The organism is Streptomyces sp. LHD-70 (genome assembly GCF_031157275.1).
Taxonomy (GTDB): domain Bacteria; phylum Actinomycetota; class Actinomycetes; order Streptomycetales; family Streptomycetaceae; genus Streptomyces.
Map to the genome: position 1 here is coordinate 72,408 of NZ_JAVIFW010000013.1, position 17,673 is coordinate 90,080.

The following is a 17,673-nucleotide window of genomic DNA, read 5'->3' on the forward strand; positions in this document are numbered from 1 at the left end:
TTCTGGTATCCGGACGCCAACCGCCGTACGAGGGCGGTGCCCTGGGGCGCGTATGTCTCGATGCGCGGACGATGCCGTGAGCCTGTGCGCCCCTCATGCTTCGGCGCTCCGCCCACCGTGCCTAAGGTCACGCTTACTTGGCTGCTCGCTCGGGAATCCAGCGGAATAGCATGAGTTGACCGCGTGCTTGCTCTTTCTGAGACGTTCACCGCACCCCCGCATCTGCTGTCCAGAGGACGACGGAGTTCGCCATGCCCCGCCCGACCGCCGCACAGCTCGCCTACGGTTCCGCCACCGTGGTCTTCGCGACCCTCGCCATGCTGCTGCTCTCCCAGACGCGTTCGGGCATCGGCGTCGCCGTGATCGCCGTCGCCGCCCTCGCGCTCGGACTGCTCGTCGCGGTGACCGTGCCGATGCCGGGCGCCGCGCCCCGGGTGCGGGCGGCCACGCAGCGGCCGGTGGCGGGCGCGGAGCCCGTCGCCGTACGACCGGTGGCCGGTGCCGCCGAGGCCCGCGTGACCGAGCACTCCCTGCGCAGCTGAGCCTTCCGACTCCCCTGCCCTGAACCGGAGTTCGGGCCCGCACACGGTACGCCGACGGGCCCGCGACACCTTCCGTCGCGGGCCCGTCGGCGTACGTCCTGGCTCTCGGTCAGCCCGTGCTGACCACCACTGTCTTCGCGGCCTTGTCGTGCAGGCCCTGCTTGTACGGCTTGTCGAAGAAGCTCCAGCCGCCGCAGATCGCGGTCCAGATGCAGTAGCAGCAGAACGCGAACGGCAGCCACAGCACGGCCGCCCGCACCAGCGAGGTCTGCATGCCCGGCGTCGCCCCGTCCTCCAGGTTCGCCGTCCGCAGCTTCATCAACTGCTTGCCCGGCGTCTGCCCGGTCCTGGACGTGAACCAGGTGTCGTACGCCAGGTAGAGGATCGCGGAGAGGACCGATCGGCCGAAGGTCGTGCCGTACTCGACCTCCTCGGTGTCGATCTCCACCTTCGTCCAGCCGAACGCCCAGGAGAGCAGGGCCACCACGATGGCGACGATGAGCATGTCGACGATCCGGGCGAGGACGCGGCGCCCGCTGTCGGCCAGCGGGGGCATCCCGGCGAGCGGGTCGGCTCCGCCGTAGCCACCGCCGTACGGATCACCGCCGTAGGGCGGGGGGCCTCCACCGGGCGGCGGCGGACCGAAGCCGCCGGTGTCGCCGCCACCGGGAGGGGGTGGCGGCGGGTCGTACGGCGAGCTACCACCACTGCCCGCGGGCGGCTGCTGCGGCTTGCTGAACGGATCGTCGTCCGGGGACGGGCCGTTGCCGGGCGGCGGTGGAGTAGTCATACCGCCGAGTCGACAGCGCTCACCTGCGGTGTGCATCCGGCGGGGGGCTGAACGGGGGACGGCTGTCTCCCGGCTGCCGCACCGTCGTGGCTGGTCGCGCCCCGCGGCGGAGCCGCAAATGTCACAGCCCCGCGCCCCTTTCGGGGCACGAGTGGTTACCCGGCGACGAACGTTCGGGCCGCCTTGTCGTGCCAGCACTGCCGCCACGGGCGGTCCCACGTGCACCACAGCACGCCCAGGACGCCGATCACCAGGACGCCGGGGACGCTGAAGACCAGCCAGCGGCGCAGGGCCGCCGAGAAGGTCGGGGCGACGTGCTCCTCGATGTCCCGGACCTCTACCTTCAGCAGCTTCTTGCCGAGCGTGAAGCCCCACTTCGACGTCGGCAGCGCCTCGTACAGCGCGCCGAAGACCAGGAGTACGGCGAGGACGATGCCGAAGTTCAGCGACGTCGTGCCGTCGAGCAGCCACACCGTGGTCTCCACGCCGGACAGCTTCGCTTCCTGGATCTTGCCGTCGATGTGCTCGACCGCGCTGCTCACCAGCGGGAACGCGACGGCGCCCGTGACCCCGCCCACGACGACCGTGTCGATCAGCCGGGCCGCGAGCCGCTTGCCGAGAGCGGCGGGCCGGGCCGCGGCCTGGGCCTGGGCGGCCGCGAGGAACGGGTCCTCGGCGACCGGCCTGAACGGGGTGACCGGGCCGGCCTCCGCCTCGGGTCCCTGCGCCAGGTGCTGCACCTGCTGCGGCCAGGACGCGGCACCGCCGCCCGCGCCGGAGCTGACCGGGGCGCCGGACTGCGGCTGCGGGTAGCCGTAACCGGAGGCGGGCGCGGGCCCGCCGGGGGCGCCCTGCTGCGGGGTCGCGGGCTGCGGGTAGCCGTAGCCGGACGGGGCGTTCTGGGGCGGCGTGGGCTGCACCGGGTTCTGCTGGCCGGGCAGCGCGCGGATCGCCATCGTGCCCGGCTCGGGCTGGCGGGGCGGGTTCTGGCCCGGCTGGTTCTGGCCGGGCGGGTTCTGGCCGGGCGGGTTCTGGCCGGGGCGGACCCGGCGGACCATCATCGTGCCGTCCGCGGGCGGTTGCTGGCCCTGGCCCGCGTCGGCGGGGGGCTGCTGCTGCTCGCCCTGCGGGGCGCGGCCCGGCTTGAGGGCGCGGATCGTGACCGTGCCGTCGGTGCGCGGGGTCGGCGCGGGGTGCGCGGACTGCGGCTCCTCGACCGGCTGTTGCTGGGCAGCGTGGGCGGCGTGGGCGGCCTGCGCCGCCTGCTGCTCGTGCTCGCCGCCCCAGGAGACGCGGGACTGCTCGGCGCCGAAGCCGGTCTGCCGGGAGGCGTCGGCCTGCCAGGCGGAGGCGGGCTCGGGCCGGTCGGACGCCTGGGCCGCGTCGAGGGCGGGCTCGGCCGCGGGCCCCGCGTCGAGGAACATCGGGCCGGTCTCCTCGGCCGGGGCGACCTGCTGCTCGGGGACGACGCCGGGCGCGGGCTCGGCGCCACCGGGCGGCACCGGCATCGGCTCACCCTCGGCTGGTGCGGGGCGACTGGTTCCGGGCACCCAGGCGGCGCCGTTCCAGTACCGGATGTATCCGGGGATGGAGGGGTCCGGGTAGTACCCACTCGTGGGGCTGCTGTCGCCGGGGGCCGGGGTGGGAGCGCTCATGGTCCGTCCGTAGTCCCGTATCTGTCTGGAGGGTGTTGTGGAAGTCCCACATCTATCAGACCGCCCGGGGGCACCGGGCAGGTCCCGTCGTTCCGTCCACTTTCCGGGCACATTCGGGGCCTGGGAAGAGTCCCGGAAAAAAACTTCGGAAAGTCGCGTAAGCAACGTCGGGCTGCGCGCTCTCTCCTCGTGCGGGCCTGCTCCACGGCCCCGCCCGAAGCGGAAGAGAGGCACGACATGCACACCATGGTGGAACGCGAACTCGAGCTGAAGCTGGTCCTGTCCCCGGAGCGCAGCATCGCCGTACCGGCCCGGCTCACCTACCGCACGGACGACCCGTACGCCGTGCACATCACCTTCCACGTCGGCTCCGACCAGCCGGTGAACTGGACCTTCGCGCGTGAGCTGCTCGTCGAGGGCGTCTTCCGGCCGTGCGGCCACGGGGACGTACGGGCGTGGCCGACGAAGATGGACGGCCGCAGCGTCGTCCTGATGGCGCTCAGCTCGCCCGACGGCGACGCCCTCCTGGAGGCCCCGGCGGCGGCCGTCTCGGCGTGGCTGGAGCGGACGCTCCGGGTGGTCCCGCCCGGCTCGGAGTCGGACCACCTCGGCATCGACGACGGCCTGGCCGACCTGCTGACGCCGACCCCGGCGGACGACCTGTGGCTGCGCGACCCGTGGCCCTCGGACGAGTCCAAGGACGGTGAGTGAGCCGGGTGCCGGGCGGGAAGCCGGAACAGCCCCCGACCGGGAAGCCGGGCGCGAAGCCGGAACAGCCCCCGACCGGGGTGCCGGAACAGCCCCGGGGGCCCGTGGGGCCCCCGGGATCAGAACAGCTTGCCGGGGTTGAGCAGGCCGAGCGGGTCGAAGGTCTGCTTGATGCCGCGCTGCAGCTCGACGCCCACGGGGCCGATCTCGCGCGCCAGCCACTCCTTCTTGAGGACGCCCACGCCGTGCTCGCCGGTGATCGTGCCGCCGAGCTCCAGGCCGAGGGCCATGATCTCGTCGAAGGACTCGCGGGCGCGCCGGGACTCGTCCGGGTCCTGGGCGTCGAAGCAGACCGTGGGGTGCGTGTTGCCGTCGCCCGCGTGCGCGCAGACGCCGATGGTCAGGTCGTACTTCTCGGCGATACGGGCCGTGCCCTCCAGCATGTCGGCGAGGCGGGAGCGGGGCACGCAGACGTCGTCGATCATCGTGGTGCCCTTGACGGCCTCCAGCGCGGTGAGCGACAACCGCCGCGCCTGGAGCAGGAGTTCGGACTCGGCGTGGGTGTCGGCGGGCACCACCTCGGTGGCTCCGGCAGCGGCGCACAGCTCGCCGACGGCGGCCAGGTCGGCGGCCGGGTCCGCGGTGTCGAAGGCGGCCAGGAGCAGCGCCTCGGTGGTCTCCGGCAGGCCCATCTGCGCCATGTCGTTGACGGCCCTGATGGTCGTACGGTCCATCAGTTCGAGGAGCGAGGGGACATGACCCCCCTCCATGATCTTGCATACGGCCGCGCAGGCGTCGGCCGCTGAACCGAACTCGGCGGCGAGCGCGAGCTGCAGCGGCGGTTCGGGCTTCAGGGCGAGCACGGCGCGGACGACGACGCCGAGGCTGCCCTCGGAGCCGACGAAGAGGCGGGTGAGGTCGTACCCTGCGACGCCCTTGGCGGTGCGGCGCCCGGTCTGCAGCAGGCGGCCGTCGGCGAGGACGACGTCGAGCCCGAGGACGTACTCGGCGGTGACCCCGTACTTGACGCAGCACAGGCCGCCGGAGGCCGTGCCGATGTTGCCGCCGATGGTGCACTGCTCCCAACTGCTGGGATCCGGCGGGTAGTAGAGGCCGTGTTCGTTGACCGCGCGGGAGAGCGCGGCGTTGACGACGCCCGGCTCGACGACGGCGATCCGGTCGACCGGGTTGATCTCCAGGATGGCGTCCATCCTGGTCAGCGAGAGCACGATGCAGCCGTCGGAGGCGTTGGCGGCGCCGGAGAGGCCGGTGCGGGCGCCCTGCGGGACGACGGGGACGCGCAGCGCGGTCGCGGTGCGCATGACGTGCTGCACCTGTTCGACGGTGCGCGGCAGTACGACGACGGCGGGGGCGCCCGCCTCGCAGAAGCTGGCCATGTCGTTGGCGTAGGCGGCGGTGATGTCCGGGTCGGTGAGGACGGCTTCGGCGGGCAGGCCCTCGCGCAGTTGGGCGACGAGGTGACCGGGGTTGCTCTCGGAGGCACCGTTCATGATCCAAGGGTCGCACCGGGGGCCATCGGTGTGAACCCGTCTGCGTCGCCCGGCGCACGCCGCGATGCGTTCGTCGTATTGGCCCACTTTCTGCCGCACAGTGTGCGCCATGGAGATCGATCAGGATGCGCGTCAGGACTCGCGGGCGCCGCGCCGGCGCCGGACCTCCTCCCCGCGCCGGGTGCTGCTCGCCTCGGTCGCGGGTTCCGTGGTCCTGGCCGGCGTGGTCACACTCGTACCGCTGCTGCGGGACGGCGCGCCGCCGCCCGCGCTCGGTCCGGTGGGGCGGGCGCAGGCCGCGTACGGGGCGGGTGTACCGGCGGCGTTGCCCGATCTGGCGGCGCTGATCGGCGACCGCGAGGCGCATGTGCGGCGCCATCCGGGCGACGAGGAGTCCTGGGCGGTGCTCGGCTCGGCCTATGTCGAACAGGGCCGCAGGACCGCGGACTTGGCGTTTCTGGCGAAGGCCGACGACGCCCTGAAGCGGTCCCTCGCGGCGCGTTCCGGCGCGGCGGGCAACGTGGAGGCCCTGGCCGGGATGGCGGTGCTCGCGAACGCGCGGCACGACTACCGCGCGGCGAAGAAGTACGCCGAGGCCGCGGTGGCGAGGGCGCCGGAGCGCTGGACGCTCTACCCGCCGCTGATCGAGGCGTACGGCGGGGTCGGCGACCACAAGGCGGTCGGCAAGGCCCTGGAGAAGCTGCAGGAACTGGGGTCGGGCAGCGCCGTGATGGCCCGTACCGCGCAGGTCTACCGGGACCGCGGCTGGCGCGAGGACTCGGCGGCGTACCTGTCGGACGCGGCGGCGCTCGCGGAGACGCCCGCCGAACAGGCCTCGTACCAGCACCGGTTCGGGGAGCTGATGTTCGAGCGCGGGGAGCCGGCCGCGGCGCTGAACTACTTCGAGGCGGCGCTGCGCACCGAGCCCGAGCACCACGCCTCGCTGGCGGGCAAGGGCCGCGCGCTGGCCGCACTCGGCCGGACCTCGGACGCGACCATCAGCTACCAGGCGGCGATCGCGAAGCTGCCGCGCCCCGAACACGCCCTGGAACTGGGCGAGTTGTACGAGTCCCTTGGCATGGAGCCCGCCTCGCAGGCGCAGTACGAGCTGCTGCGCGCGCGGGTCGAGCAGGAGAGCGCGGTCGGCGTCAACGACGCCCTGATCCTCGGCCGCTTCGAGGCGGACCACGGCGACCCGGAGGCGGCGGTACGACGGCTGACCGCCGAGTACAAGCGCCAGCCGGGCCGGGAGGTCAGCGACGCCCTCGCCTGGGCGCTGCACCGCGCGGGCAAGAGCAAGAAGGCCCTGCCGTACGCGACGCGGGCGATGAAGGACGGCCCGATGAGCGCGCTGTTCGCGTACCACCGGGGCGAGATCGAGCGCGAGGTCGGCAAGTACGGCGCGGCCCGCCGCCACCTTGAGCAGGCGATGCGCGTCAACCCGCACTTCTCCCCGCTGCTCGCGCCCTCCGCCTCGGAGGCCCTGGTCGCCCTCGGCGAGCCCCCGGAGGGCGGCCCGGAGAACATGCACGGGAAGCCGACGGCGCCGCCGCCGAAGCCTGCGGCGCCGGTGCGACCGACTGTCCCCAACTCCCCTGCGCCGACGCCGAGTTCAACTCCGAAGCCGAGCCCGACGGCCACGCGAACACCGTCGCCGTCGGCCTCGCCGACAAAATCAGCCCGTCCGGCGCTTGAGGACAAGCCCGAAGGGCGGAAACCCAGCCCGTCCGGCGCTTGAGGACGAGCCCGGAGGGCGATCGACCGAGCCCCGGACGACGTCCACCGAACGACAAGCCCGACCTACAAGTTGCCCCGCTTCTCCTGCTCCCGCTCAATCGCCTCGAACAGCGCCTTGAAGTTCCCCTTGCCGAACCCCATCGACCCGTGCCGCTCGATCATCTCGAAGAAGACGGTCGGCCGGTCCTGGACCGGCTTGGTGAAGATCTGCAGCAGGTAGCCGTCCTCGTCCCGGTCGACCAGGATCTTCAGCTCGCGCAGCGTCTCCACGGGCACGCGGGTCTCGCCCGCCCACTCGCCGAGGGTGTCGTAGTACGAGTCGGGCACGTCCAGGAACTGCACACCTGCGTCGCGCATGGTGCGTACCGTCGAGACGATGTCGTTGGTGGCGAGCGCCATGTGCTGGACGCCGGGGCCGTTGTAGAAGTCGAGGTACTCGTCGATCTGCGACTTCTTCTTCGCGATCGCGGGCTCGTTGATCGGGAACTTGACCTTCTTGGTGCCGTCCGCGACGACCTTCGACATCAGCGCGCTGTACTCGGTGGCGATGTCGTCGCCCACGAACTCCTTCATGTTCGTGAAGCCCATGACCTTGTTGTAGAAGGCCACCCACTCGTTCATCTTGCCGAGCTCGACGTTGCCGACGCAGTGGTCGATGGCCTGGAAGGTCCGCTTGGCCGGCGGCGTCACGATCGGGTCGGCGGCGACGAAGCCCGGCAGGTAGGGGCCGTCGTAGCCGGTGCGCTCGACGAGCGTGTGCCGGACCTGGCCGTACGTCGCGATGCTCGCGCGGACGACCGTGCCGTGCTCGTCCTTGGTGTCGTACGGCTCCTCGATGCCGGTGGCGCCGTGCTCGATCGCGTACGCGTAGGCGGCGCGGGCGTCCGGGACCTCGATGGCGAGGTCGATGACACCGTCACCGTGCTCGGCGACGTGCGCTTCGAGGAAGCGGCCCCAGTCGGTGGCGGCCTTGATCACGGAGGTGAGGACGAACCGGGCGCCGCCGTTCTCCAGAACGTAACTGGCCGTCTCGCGGCTGCCGTTCTCGGGTCCCGAGTAGGCGACGAGCTTCATGCCGAAGGCGGTCGAGTAGTAGTGCGCGGCCTGCTTGGCGTTGCCCACGGCGAAGACGACCGCATCCATTCCCTTGACCGGGAAGGGGTCGGCCTGCCGGGCGGTGTGAGGGGTGGTGACCTGCGTGGTGTCAGTCATGTTCGCAGGTTCTCTCCGTTCCACAAGGTGCGCAATAGTTCGCTGTCACCCTGGTCAATGTGCCTAGTGGAGCGCCAATATGTCCGGACGATCTGTGCAGGATGACCATCGGGAGTGTGATCCACGCCATGTCTCTGGGAAAGCCGGTCGGACCCACCGTCGACGAGCTCGACGGCCGCCTCATCGTGCTGCTCGCCCGGGAGCCCCGGATCGGCGTCCTGGAGGCGTCACGGCGGCTCGGCGTGGCCCGCGGCACGGTGCAGGCGCGGCTCGACCGGCTTCAGTCGAACGGAGTCATCCGCGGCTTCGGCCCGGACGTCGACCCGGCCGCGCTCGGCTATCCGGTCACCGCGTTCGCGACCCTGGAGATCAAGCAGGGCCAGGGAGCCGACGTACGCGCCCACTTGGCGACCGTGCCCGAGGTGCTCGAACTGCATACGACGACCGGCAGCGGGGACATGCTCTGTCGCCTCGTGGCCAGGTCGAACGCGGATCTCCAACGTGTGATCGACCGGGTTGTGGGTTTTGATGGCATCGTCCGGGCCGCCACGGCGATCGTCATGGAGAACCCCGTTCCGCTGCGGATCATCCCGCTGGTGGAGCAGGCGGCGTCGCTGCAGCCCGGCTCCCGCTGACCGTCTGCCGCTGACCGTCTGCCGCTGACCGTCTGCCGCTGCCCCTCTGCCGCAGACCGTCTGGCCGTCGTCCGCGGGACCACCGCAGGCCGCGCTTTCCGTGCGGTACGGCGGTCCGCATCCCGTAAGGATGTTTGAGTCGACACGGAAGAGCCGAGGTGTAACGGGGTGAACTTCTGGGATTACCTGGGCAACCGGCATCAGCAGCTGCTGACCGACGCCTACCAGCACGCCAGCGCGGTCTTCCAGTGCATGGTCGTGGCCACGGTGCTCGGCGTGATCATCGGAATCGTCACGTACCGCAGCGACTGGGCGGGCTCGCTCGCCACCACGGCGACCTCCACGATCCTGACGGTCCCGTCGCTCGCCATGATCGGTCTGCTCATCCCGATCGTCGGGCTCGGCGTCGCTCCGACCGTGATCGCCCTGACCTTGTACGGGCTGCTGCCCATCGTGCGGAACGCGATCGTCGGGCTGCGCGGGGTCGATCCGTCCCTGGTGGACGCCGCCAAGGGCATCGGGATGTCGCGGGGGGCGCGCCTTTTCCGGGTGGAGCTGCCGCTGGCCTGGCCGCCGATCCTCACCGGCATCCGGGTCTCCACGCAGATGCTGATGGGCATCGCCGCGATCGCCGCGTACGCGTCGGGTCCCGGCCTCGGCAACGAGATCTTCCGCGGCATCGCCTCCCTGGGCAGCAAGAACGCGCTGAACCAGGTGCTCGCGGGCACGCTCGGGATCATCGTCCTGGCGCTCCTTTTCGACGCCGCGTACGTCCTGATCGGACGGCTGACCATTCCGAGGGGGATCCGTGTCTGAATCCGTGACCGAGACCGCGGGGGCCACCGCGTCCACGGCGAACGCGTCCACGGCGAACGCGACCACCGGCGCCACCATCGAGCTGGAGAACCTCACCAAGCGCTACCCGGGCAGCCCCAACCCGGCGGTGGACGAGGTCAACATGGAGATCAAGGCGGGCGAACTCGTCATCTTCGTCGGCCCCTCCGGCTGCGGTAAGTCCACGACGCTGAAGATGATCAACCGCCTGATCGAGCCGACCAGCGGGCGCATCCGGATCGGCGGCGAGGACGTCACCGACATGGACCCGGTGAAGCTGCGCCGCAAGGTCGGATACGCGATCCAGTCCTCCGGGCTCTTCCCGCACATGACCGTCGCGCAGAACATCGCCCTGGTGCCGAAGATGGTCGGCTGGTCCAAGTCGAAGATCAAGAACCGGGTCGAGGAGATGCTCGACCTGGTCGGCCTGGACCCGGGCGAGTTCCGCGGCCGCTATCCCCGCCAGCTCTCCGGCGGCCAGCAGCAACGCGTGGGCGTGGCACGGGCGTTGGCGGCCGACCCGCCCGTGCTCCTGATGGACGAGCCGTTCGGCGCGGTCGACCCGATCACCCGCGACCACTTGCAGGACGAGCTGATCCGGCTCCAGCACGAGCTGCACAAGACCATCGTGTTCGTCACGCACGACTTCGACGAGGCCATCAAGCTGGGCGACCGCATCGCGGTGCTGAGGGAGCGCTCGCACATCGCCCAGTTCGACACCCCGGAGGCCATCCTCACCAACCCCGCCGACGACTTCGTCTCCGGTTTCGTCGGCGCGGGCGCGGCCCTGAAACGCCTCAACCTGACCCGTGTACGGGATGTGGAGGTGCGGGACTACCCGACGGTGACGGTCGACGATCCGCTGCAGGACATCTTCAACAAGCTCCGCTCCGGCAGCACCAACGAGATCCTGCTCCTGGACAAGCGCGGCCGCCCGTACAAGTGGCTGCGCCGCGGCGACCTGATGCGCGCCCGCGGTTCGCTCGCCCGCGCGGGCACCCTCGTCCACGACACGGTGACCCGCGACGCCACCCTGCGCGACGCGCTTGAGGCGGTGCTCACGGACAACGCGGGCCGGGTCGCGGTGACGGGGCGGCGCGGGGCGTACGAGGGTGTCGTCGACATGGAGACGCTGATGAACTCCGTGCACGAACTCCTGGAGGCCGACCGCCTGGACGCGGTCGAGCACCAGCACGAGCTGGAGGAGCAGCGCGCCGAGCACACCCACCGCGAGCAGGAGGGCGCCGAGGCCACCGGGGAGGAGCGGGCGTGAACACCTCGCGCGGACCGTCGAACCCCACGCCGCCCGCCCGGCCGGAGGGTGAGCACGAGGTCAAGGGCGTGCCGTTCCGGGACGTCGGCGAGGCGGAGGAGGCCGCGCCCGAGCCGCCCGCCAAGGAGCCGCCGCGGATCAGCTGGCAGAAGCTGACGTTCCTGCCCGCGGTCCTGGCGATCGTGCTGCTGATCACCTGGCTCTGGTTCCGCAACGCCGAGCTCGACTCGATCGCGGAGAACGCCCTGGCCGACGGCAATGTGTGGCTGCGCCTGCGCCAGCACATCCAACTCACCGTGATCTCCACGTTCTTCGTGCTGATCATCGCGATCCCGCTGGGCATCCTGCTGACCCGCAAACCGCTGCGGAAGGCGGCCCCGGTCGCGATGGCCCTGGCCAACATCGGGCAGGCGACCCCGGCGATCGGCCTGCTCGCGCTGCTCGTGATCTGGATGGGCATCGGTCAGAAGGCCGCCCTGTTCGGCATCGTGATCTACGCGGTCCTCCCGGTCCTGTCCAACACGATCGCCGGTCTGAAGGGCAACGACCCGACGCTCCTGGAGGCCGCCCGGGGCATCGGCATGTCCCCGCTCGGCGTGCTCGGCAAGGTCGAACTCCCCCTTGCCGTACCGCTGATCCTCGCGGGCGTGCGGACCGCGCTCGTCCTGAACGTCGGCACGGCGACGCTCGCCACGTTCGGCGGGGGCGGCGGGCTCGGCGACCTGATCACCACGGGCATCACCAACCAGCGCATGCCGGTCCTGGTGCTCGGCTCGATCCTCACGGTGGCACTCGCCCTGCTCGTGGACTGGCTGGCGTCGCTCGCCGAGCTGTTGCTGCGGCCGCGAGGTCTGGAGGTGCGGTCATGAGGCGGCGTACGAGCGCGATCGGTCTCGCGGCGGCCGCGGTCCTGGTCCCGTCGCTGCTCGTCGGGTGCGGGCTGACCAGCGGCTCCCCGATGGTCGACGACGTCACGCCGGGCACGGTCGGCAAGGGCCGGCCGCTGGAGGGCGCCGATCTCACCGTCACATCCAAGGAGTTCACCGAGCAGCTGATCCTCGGCCAGATCACCGGCATCGCGCTGCAGGCGGCCGGAGCGAAGGTGCTCGACCGCACCGGCATCCAGGGCTCGATCGGCGCCCGCGAGGCGGTCAAGAGCGGCGACGCGGACCTGATGTACGAGTACACGGGCACCGCCTGGATCACGTACCAGGGCAACACCGAACCGATCGACGACCCGCGCAAGCAGTGGGAGGCGGTGCGCGAGGCGGACAAGGAGAACGGCCTCACCTGGCTGCCGCCGTCCGAGCTCAACAACACGTACGCACTCGCCATGAACCAGGCCAACGCGAAGAAGTACAAGACGAAGACGCTCTCGGACGTGGCGGCGCTCGCGAAGTCCGACCCGAAGGCGGTCACGCTGTGCGTGGAGAGCGAGTTCGCCTCCCGCAACGACGGCCTGCCGGGCATGCAGAAGGAGTACGGGATGAGCGTCCCGCCCGCCAACATCACCAAGATGGACACCGGCATCATCTACACGCAGGCGGCCAAGGGCACCTGCACGTACGGCGAGGTGTTCACGACCGACGGCCGCATCAAGGCGATGGACCTGACGGTGATGGAGGACGACAAGCGGTTCTTCCCCAACTACAACGCCGCCCCCGAGATCAACACCGACTCCCTGAAGGAGTTCCCGGAGATCGCGGACGTCCTGGCCCCGATCACGGCCAAGCTCAACAACGACGTGGCCCGCGAGCTGAACGCCCGAGTGGACGTGGGCGGGGAGGATCCGCATTCGGTGGCGTTGGACTGGATGGTGGCTGAGGGGTTCGTCAAGGAGAACTGAGGCCTCGCCGGGGTGGGTGAGGCCTCGCACGTGGGGGGGGAGGTAAGCGCCTCGCCGGGAGTGCCTCTCCGGTGAAGGCCTCGCGTGCGGCAGGAGCCGCGGGTGCGGGCCCGTGTCGAGCTGGGCGGGTCCAAGTGGTGCGACCAGCTGTCACCTGCGCCAGCTCGCCGCGTACGGCTTCGTCGAGGACGCGCCCGAGCACGGCAAGGGGCGGGAGCGGTGGTGGCGGACGGCGCATCAGGGCACACGGATCGGCGTTGAGCTGATGACGGACGGGGCGCCCGAGACCCCGGGTGCCGTACCGGAGGTGCTGCACGAGGTGGCCACACAGCACGCGCCCACCACTGCCGCCGCCCACACACATGCACGACTGGCTCAGCACCGCGGATGGTTACTTCACGCTGCGCTCACTCCCGACCAGGATCACGAGCTGAACGTAAAGAAGCACCAACCCATCGACAGCTGAAGTGAGTTGACTCCACACTCCGCACCCTGAGCACCGCGTGGGCTCGCTTCACCTGTACGCCCTGACCACACGGGACCGAGGGCAGCCCTGGATTGCCCCCTCTGCCCCTCATACCCCAGCTACAGGCAGCCGCATACCGTCCGGCGCCCCGCACCCCATTGCGTACTCAACTCGGCTGGTTACTCGTCGAGTTGGGGCTCCGGCTGGCGACCCCGCGGGTTCCCGTCGTCGCGGTGGTCAGCAGCTAGGGACCTTGCCGCCCTTGTCGAGCGCGCGCAGCGCGTCCACCGCGCCGTCGAGGGTGGTGACGGGGATCAGGCGTACGCCGTCGGGGAGTTCGGCCTTCGCGTCGGCGCACTCCGGCTTCGGGACCAGGAAGACGCTCGCGCCGTCGCGGCCCGCCGCCTGGGTCTTCAGGGCCACGCCGCCGACCGGGCCGACCTTGCCGTCGGCGGTGATCGTTCCCGTACCGGCGATGGTGCGGCCGCCCGTGAGGTCGCCGCCGCTGCTGTCGCCGTCCAACTTGTCGATGATGCCGAGCGTGAAGAGGAGTCCGGCGCTCGGGCCGCCGATGTCCTCCATCTGCAGCTCGACCCGTACGTCCTCCGGGCTCTCGTCCAGATAGTTCAGGGCCGCCGCGACCGCGTCGTCCTGGGACTTCCGCATCTCGCCGCGGTTGTGCTTCTCGATCTCCTCGGTGGTGTCACCGGTCGGGTACACCGCCTCGCGCGGCATCACGGCACGGTCGGTGCGGAACCAGGCGTCGACCACACCGCCCAGGTCGACCTCCGTGTCCGGGGCCGTCGCCGCGATCGTCGTCATCAGGAGCTTGCCCTGGGTGGGCCGCGTGGGCGCACCCTCGACGGTGATCACCTGCTCGCCCTTGTGGTCGGCGAGCACGTCCTCGGTCGAACCCGGCTGCGCCACCGCGAACGGCAGCGGCGCGAAGACGGTCACACCGATCAGGGCCAGTACGGGGACGGCGCTGAGGGCGAGAGCGGTACGGCGGGGGAGGGCGGCGAGGCGAGAGAGCACGGGGTCAATCTAGTCCGTGCGGGACTCGGCACCGTGGTCCGGGGTTCGGTCCTCCGGGGCTACCGCAGCGCGTCCGCGACCTCCTTCGCCGCGTCGAGGACCCGCTCCCCCACCCGCTCCGGCACGGAGTCCGCCAGCATCACGACGCCGACGCTGCCCTCGATGCCCGTCACCCCGATCAGCGGTGCCGCCGCGCCGCTCGCGCCGGCCTCCAGCTCGCCGTGGGTGAGCGTGTAGCCGGGGTCGTTCAGCAGGCCCTGGCGGGCGGAGAGTATCGCCTTGCCGGCGGCGCCCCGGTCGAGCGGGTGCCGGAAGCCCGTGCGGTACGCCACGTGGTAGTCGGTCCACGTCGGCTCGACCACCGCCACGGCCAGCGCCTCCGCGCCGTCGACCATCGTCAGGTGCGCGGTGGCCCCGATGTCCTCGGCGAGGGCACGCAGCGCGGGCAGCGCGGCTTCGCGGACCAGCGGGTGCACTTGCCGGCCGAGGCGCAGCACGCCGAGGCCGACGCGGGCGCGGCCGCCCAGGTCACGGCGGACCAGGGTGTGCTGCTCCAGGGTGGCGAGCAGTCGGTAGACCACGGTGCGGTTGACCCCGAGCTTGTTGGACAGTTCGGTGACGGTCAGGCCGTGGTCGGTGTCGGCGAGCAGTTTGAGGACCCGCAGGCCTCGGTCGAGCGTCTGGGAAGTCTCCGCGGTCACGACGCCCTCTCCTTAGAGGTGAGTCGAAAAGAGGCGGTCCGGGGCGCGCTCGCCCCGGTGCCGCCCGGCACTGGCTGCGCTCCGCGGCGGCGCTGCCACGGGGCGTGTGCGTTCCGGGGACAGTAGCGAGCCCGTCCCGCTCAGCGGAAGACTTTGTCCAGAATCCGGGCACCTTGGTCGACGGACCGGCGTCGATCAGTTGCGGTATGCCCCTTTGGAGCCTTTGGGGACCTTGGCCATCCGGTGGCGCGCCCGCTTCGGGACCTCTGGCGCGGGACCGGGGACCTTTGCGGCCGCCACTGGTGTCGTACGCACATTACGTTGGCGCTCAGCCGGTCCCGACCCCGGTGCACCCGAGCCGTTCCAGCTCCCGAGCCGTCACAGCAAAGGCCGCCGCACATGAAGCTCCGCCGTACCGCCCCCTGTGTCGCCGTCGCCGCCGCCACCGGTGCGCTCCTGTGGTCCGTGCCCGCCACGGCCGCCCCAGCCGCTCCAGCCACTCCTGCCGCTCCTGCCGCTCCTGCCTCGGCCGCTCCTGCAACCTCGGCCGCCTCTGCCTCCCCTGCCGCCTCAGCCGCCTCAGCTCCCCCTGCCGCCTTCGGCCCCCTCGCCCCGGCCCCGGCCTCGCCCTCGACAGTCACCGTGGTCGCGGCCCGCAGTGGACCGGCCGAGCCGCTGCCCGAGTCGGACTCCGGTACGGGGTGGATCATCGGGGCCGGTGCGCTGACCCTGGCCGTCGGCACGGGGATGGTCGCGCTCGGCCGCCACCGGCCGGGCCGGAAGGGGTAGCCGAGAGGGCGCGCGGCCCCAACTCCCTCTCCCCCGGGCTCACTTCATCCGAGTGGCCCACTCCTGCACCTTGGTGATCCGCTGCCGGATCTGGCCCGCCGTGGCCTCCGCGCTCGGCGGGCCGCCGCACACCCGGCGCAGCTCGGTGTGGATCACGCCGTGCGGCTTGCCCGACTGGTGGACGTACGCGCCGACCATGGTGTTCAGCTGCTTCCTGAGTTCCAGCAGCTCCTTGTGGGAGACGACAGGGCGGCGCTCGGCGGGCAGTTCGAGCAGGTCCGCGTCCTCGTCGGGCCGCTTCTTGCTGTGCGCGATCTGCCGGGCCTGGCGCTTCTGCAGCAGCATCTGCACCTGGTCGGGTTCGAGCAGTCCCGGGATGCCGAGGTAGTCCTGCTCCTCCTCGCTCCCCGGGTGGGCCTGCATGCCGAACTCGGAGCCGTCGTAGAGGACCCGGTCGAAGACCGCGTCGGACTCCAGGGCCTCGAAGGGCAGCATGTCCTGCTCGCCGGTGTCCTCGTCCTCCTGCTTGTTCGCCTCGTCCATCTCCTGCTCGGACTCGGCGTACGGGTCCTCCTCGCCGTCCTTCTTCGGCTTGTCGAGGACGTGGTCGCGCTCGACCTCCATCTCGTTCGCGAAGCCGAGGAGGTCGGGGATGGTCGGCAGGAACACGGAGGCGGTCTCGCCGCGCCGCCTGGACCGTACGAAACGGCCTACGGCCTGGGCGAAGAACAGCGGGGTCGAGATCGTCGTCGCGTACACGCCGACCGCGAGGCGGGGCACGTCGACGCCCTCGGACACCATGCGGACGGCGACCATCCAGCGGTCGTCGCTCGCGCTGAAGTCGTCGATCCGCTGCGAGGCGCCGTTGTCGTCGGAGAGAACGAGCGTGGCCTTGGTGCCGGTGATATCGCGGATCAGCTTGGCGTAGGCGCGGGCCGAGTCCTGGTCGGAGGCGATGACGAGGCCGCCCGCGTCGGGGATGCCCTTGCGGACCTCGGTGAGGCGCTGGTCGGCGGCCTTGAGGACGTTGGGCATCCAGTCGCCGCGCGGGTCGAGCGCGGTGCGCCAGGCCTGGCTGACGGCGTCCTTGGTCATCGGCTCGCCCAGGCGGGCCGCGATCTCGTCCCCCGCCTTCGTGCGCCAGCGCATGTTGCCGCTGTACGAGAGGAAGATGACGGGGCGGACGACGCCGTCGCCGAGGGCGTTGCCGTAGCCGTAGGTGTAGTCCGCGGAGGAGCGGCGGATGCCGTCGTTGCCCTCCGCGTACTGGACGAAGGGGATCGGGTTGGTGTCCGAGCGGAACGGCGTGCCGGTGAGGGCGAGGCGGCGGGTGGCGGGCTCGAACGCCTCCAGGCAGGCCTCGCCCCAGGACTTGGAGTCACCGGCGTGGTGGATCTCGTCGAGGATCACGAGGGTCTTGCGCTGCTCGACGCGGTTGCGGTGCAGCATGGGGCGCACGCCGACGCCCGCGTAGGTGATCGCGACGCCGTGGTACTCCTTGCTCAGCGGGCCGGCGCTGTACTCCGGGTCCAGCTTGATGCCTATCCGGGCCGCGGCCTCCGCCCACTGCTTCTTCAGGTGCTCGGTCGGCGCGACCACCGTCACCTGCTGCACGACGTGGTGGTGAAGGAGCCAGGAGGCGAGGGTCAGCGCGAACGTCGTCTTGCCTGCGCCGGGGGTCGCGACGGCGAGGAAGTCCCGCGGCTGCTCCTGGATGTACCGGTCCATGGCCCCCTGCTGCCAGGCCCGCAGCTTGTTCGCGGTGCCCCAGGGGGCGCGGCCGGGAAAGGCGGGGGAGAGGTGGTGGCTGGAGGTGGCGGCGGTCGAAGTAGTCACGGTCTCCGTCGGGGTTCCTGCGCGCGCGGCGCTCGGCTACGTATGACAACCGGGCCACCTTACCGGTGCGGGTTCACGGATCGGGGTGCCCTCAGCCGGGCCG

Annotated in this window: 17 protein-coding genes; 10 read left to right on the top strand and 7 right to left on the bottom strand. The window is 71.3% G+C overall.

The window, feature by feature from the left end; genetic code table 11:
* Positions 1 to 251 precede the first annotated feature (251 nt).
* Positions 252 to 542, top strand: coding sequence for a hypothetical protein (locus tag RCO28_RS25035; protein WP_308943517.1), 291 nt, complete (start codon positions 252 to 254; stop codon positions 540 to 542).
* A 109-nt stretch (positions 543 to 651) separates the two neighbouring features.
* On the opposite strand, the gene RCO28_RS25040 is transcribed toward RCO28_RS25035, so the two are convergent.
* Both RCO28_RS25040 and RCO28_RS25045 read right to left on the bottom strand, forming a co-directional pair.
* Positions 652 to 1,332, bottom strand: coding sequence for an RDD family protein (locus tag RCO28_RS25040; RefSeq protein WP_308943518.1), 681 nt, complete (start codon positions 1,330 to 1,332; stop codon positions 652 to 654).
* 155 nt (positions 1,333 to 1,487) lie between these two features.
* Positions 1,488 to 2,987, bottom strand: coding sequence for an RDD family protein (locus RCO28_RS25045; protein ID WP_308943519.1), 1,500 nt, complete (start codon positions 2,985 to 2,987; stop codon positions 1,488 to 1,490).
* A gap of 237 nt (positions 2,988 to 3,224) precedes the next feature.
* On the opposite strand from RCO28_RS25045, the gene RCO28_RS25050 reads away from it, so the two are divergent.
* On the top strand, positions 3,225 to 3,698 hold the full coding sequence (locus tag RCO28_RS25050; RefSeq protein ID WP_308943520.1) for an SsgA family sporulation/cell division regulator: 474 nt from the start codon (positions 3,225 to 3,227) through the stop codon (positions 3,696 to 3,698).
* 116 nt (positions 3,699 to 3,814) lie between these two features.
* On the opposite strand, the gene RCO28_RS25055 is transcribed toward RCO28_RS25050, so the two are convergent.
* A complete protein-coding gene (locus tag RCO28_RS25055; protein ID WP_308943521.1) occupies positions 3,815 to 5,206 on the bottom strand; it encodes an FAD-linked oxidase C-terminal domain-containing protein in 1,392 nt (463 codons plus the stop codon).
* A gap of 109 nt (positions 5,207 to 5,315) precedes the next feature.
* Between RCO28_RS25055 and RCO28_RS25060 the strand changes: the two genes are divergently transcribed.
* A complete protein-coding gene (locus tag RCO28_RS25060; RefSeq protein ID WP_308943522.1) occupies positions 5,316 to 6,944 on the top strand; it encodes a tetratricopeptide repeat protein in 1,629 nt (542 codons plus the stop codon).
* 62 nt (positions 6,945 to 7,006) lie between these two features.
* Here the strand turns inward: RCO28_RS25060 and hppD are convergent, their stop codons facing one another.
* On the bottom strand, positions 7,007 to 8,155 hold the full coding sequence (gene hppD, locus RCO28_RS25065) for a 4-hydroxyphenylpyruvate dioxygenase (RefSeq protein ID WP_308943523.1): 1,149 nt from the start codon (positions 8,153 to 8,155) through the stop codon (positions 7,007 to 7,009).
* 128 nt (positions 8,156 to 8,283) lie between these two features.
* On the opposite strand from hppD, the gene RCO28_RS25070 reads away from it, so the two are divergent.
* The 6 genes from RCO28_RS25070 (at position 8,284) to RCO28_RS25095 (ending at position 13,209) form a co-directional block, all read left to right on the top strand.
* Positions 8,284 to 8,790 carry an Lrp/AsnC family transcriptional regulator gene (locus tag RCO28_RS25070; protein ID WP_308943524.1) on the top strand — a complete coding sequence of 169 codons (507 nt, stop codon included), beginning with the start codon at positions 8,284 to 8,286 and terminating at the stop codon, positions 8,788 to 8,790.
* A gap of 168 nt (positions 8,791 to 8,958) precedes the next feature.
* Positions 8,959 to 9,606, top strand: coding sequence for an ABC transporter permease (locus RCO28_RS25075; protein ID WP_308943525.1), 648 nt, complete (start codon positions 8,959 to 8,961; stop codon positions 9,604 to 9,606).
* A gap of 4 nt (positions 9,607 to 9,610) precedes the next feature.
* Positions 9,611 to 10,897, top strand: coding sequence for a betaine/proline/choline family ABC transporter ATP-binding protein (locus RCO28_RS25080; RefSeq protein WP_308943626.1), 1,287 nt, complete (start codon positions 9,611 to 9,613; stop codon positions 10,895 to 10,897).
* The gene (locus tag RCO28_RS25085; RefSeq protein WP_308943526.1) at positions 10,894 to 11,766 is read left to right on the top strand and encodes an ABC transporter permease; all 873 of its coding nucleotides are present in this window, start codon (positions 10,894 to 10,896) and stop codon (positions 11,764 to 11,766) included. Before RCO28_RS25080 ends, RCO28_RS25085 begins: the two co-directional genes overlap by 4 nt.
* A complete protein-coding gene (locus tag RCO28_RS25090; RefSeq protein ID WP_308943527.1) occupies positions 11,763 to 12,743 on the top strand; it encodes a glycine betaine ABC transporter substrate-binding protein in 981 nt (326 codons plus the stop codon). The genes RCO28_RS25085 and RCO28_RS25090 overlap by 4 nt, the downstream gene beginning before the upstream one ends.
* A 112-nt stretch (positions 12,744 to 12,855) precedes the next feature.
* Complete coding sequence (locus RCO28_RS25095; RefSeq protein ID WP_308943528.1) at positions 12,856 to 13,209, top strand: hypothetical protein; 354 nt, start codon at positions 12,856 to 12,858, stop codon at positions 13,207 to 13,209.
* A 237-nt stretch (positions 13,210 to 13,446) separates the two neighbouring features.
* Here the strand turns inward: RCO28_RS25095 and RCO28_RS25100 are convergent, their stop codons facing one another.
* Together RCO28_RS25100 and RCO28_RS25105 are read right to left on the bottom strand one after the other, a co-directional pair.
* Positions 13,447 to 14,244: a S16 family serine protease gene (locus RCO28_RS25100; protein ID WP_308943529.1), complete on the bottom strand. Its 798-nt coding sequence runs from the start codon at positions 14,242 to 14,244 to the stop codon at positions 13,447 to 13,449.
* A gap of 59 nt (positions 14,245 to 14,303) precedes the next feature.
* Positions 14,304 to 14,945, bottom strand: coding sequence for an IclR family transcriptional regulator (locus RCO28_RS25105; RefSeq protein WP_282537134.1), 642 nt, complete (start codon positions 14,943 to 14,945; stop codon positions 14,304 to 14,306).
* Positions 14,946 to 15,344: 399 nt separating this feature from the next.
* Here RCO28_RS25105 and RCO28_RS25110 point away from each other — a divergent pair, with 399 nt between their 5' ends.
* Entirely contained in the window at positions 15,345 to 15,734 is a 390-nt protein-coding gene (locus RCO28_RS25110) for a hypothetical protein (protein ID WP_308943530.1), read from the top strand.
* A gap of 39 nt (positions 15,735 to 15,773) precedes the next feature.
* Here the strand turns inward: RCO28_RS25110 and RCO28_RS25115 are convergent, their stop codons facing one another.
* The gene (locus tag RCO28_RS25115; protein ID WP_308943531.1) at positions 15,774 to 17,570 is read right to left on the bottom strand and encodes a DEAD/DEAH box helicase; all 1,797 of its coding nucleotides are present in this window, start codon (positions 17,568 to 17,570) and stop codon (positions 15,774 to 15,776) included.
* Positions 17,571 to 17,673: the final 103 nt, after the last annotated feature.

Bases quoted from the DNA above. Each gene is read 5' to 3' on its own strand.
- RCO28_RS25045 (WP_308943519.1), bottom strand. From the start codon at position 2,987: ATGAGCGCTCCCACCCCGGCCCCCGGCGACAGCAGCCCCACGAGTGGG.
- RCO28_RS25070 (WP_308943524.1), top strand. From the start codon at position 8,284: ATGTCTCTGGGAAAGCCGGTCGGACCCACCGTCGACGAGCTCGACGGC.
- RCO28_RS25090 (WP_308943527.1), top strand. From the start codon at position 11,763: ATGAGGCGGCGTACGAGCGCGATCGGTCTCGCGGCGGCCGCGGTCCTG.
- RCO28_RS25110 (WP_308943530.1), top strand. From the start codon at position 15,345: ATGAAGCTCCGCCGTACCGCCCCCTGTGTCGCCGTCGCCGCCGCCACC.
- hppD (WP_308943523.1), bottom strand. From the start codon at position 8,155: ATGACTGACACCACGCAGGTCACCACCCCTCACACCGCCCGGCAGGCC.
- RCO28_RS25035 (WP_308943517.1), top strand. From the start codon at position 252: ATGCCCCGCCCGACCGCCGCACAGCTCGCCTACGGTTCCGCCACCGTG.
- RCO28_RS25050 (WP_308943520.1), top strand. From the start codon at position 3,225: ATGCACACCATGGTGGAACGCGAACTCGAGCTGAAGCTGGTCCTGTCC.
- RCO28_RS25055 (WP_308943521.1), bottom strand. From the start codon at position 5,206: ATGAACGGTGCCTCCGAGAGCAACCCCGGTCACCTCGTCGCCCAACTG.
- RCO28_RS25060 (WP_308943522.1), top strand. From the start codon at position 5,316: ATGGAGATCGATCAGGATGCGCGTCAGGACTCGCGGGCGCCGCGCCGG.
- RCO28_RS25040 (WP_308943518.1), bottom strand. From the start codon at position 1,332: ATGACTACTCCACCGCCGCCCGGCAACGGCCCGTCCCCGGACGACGAT.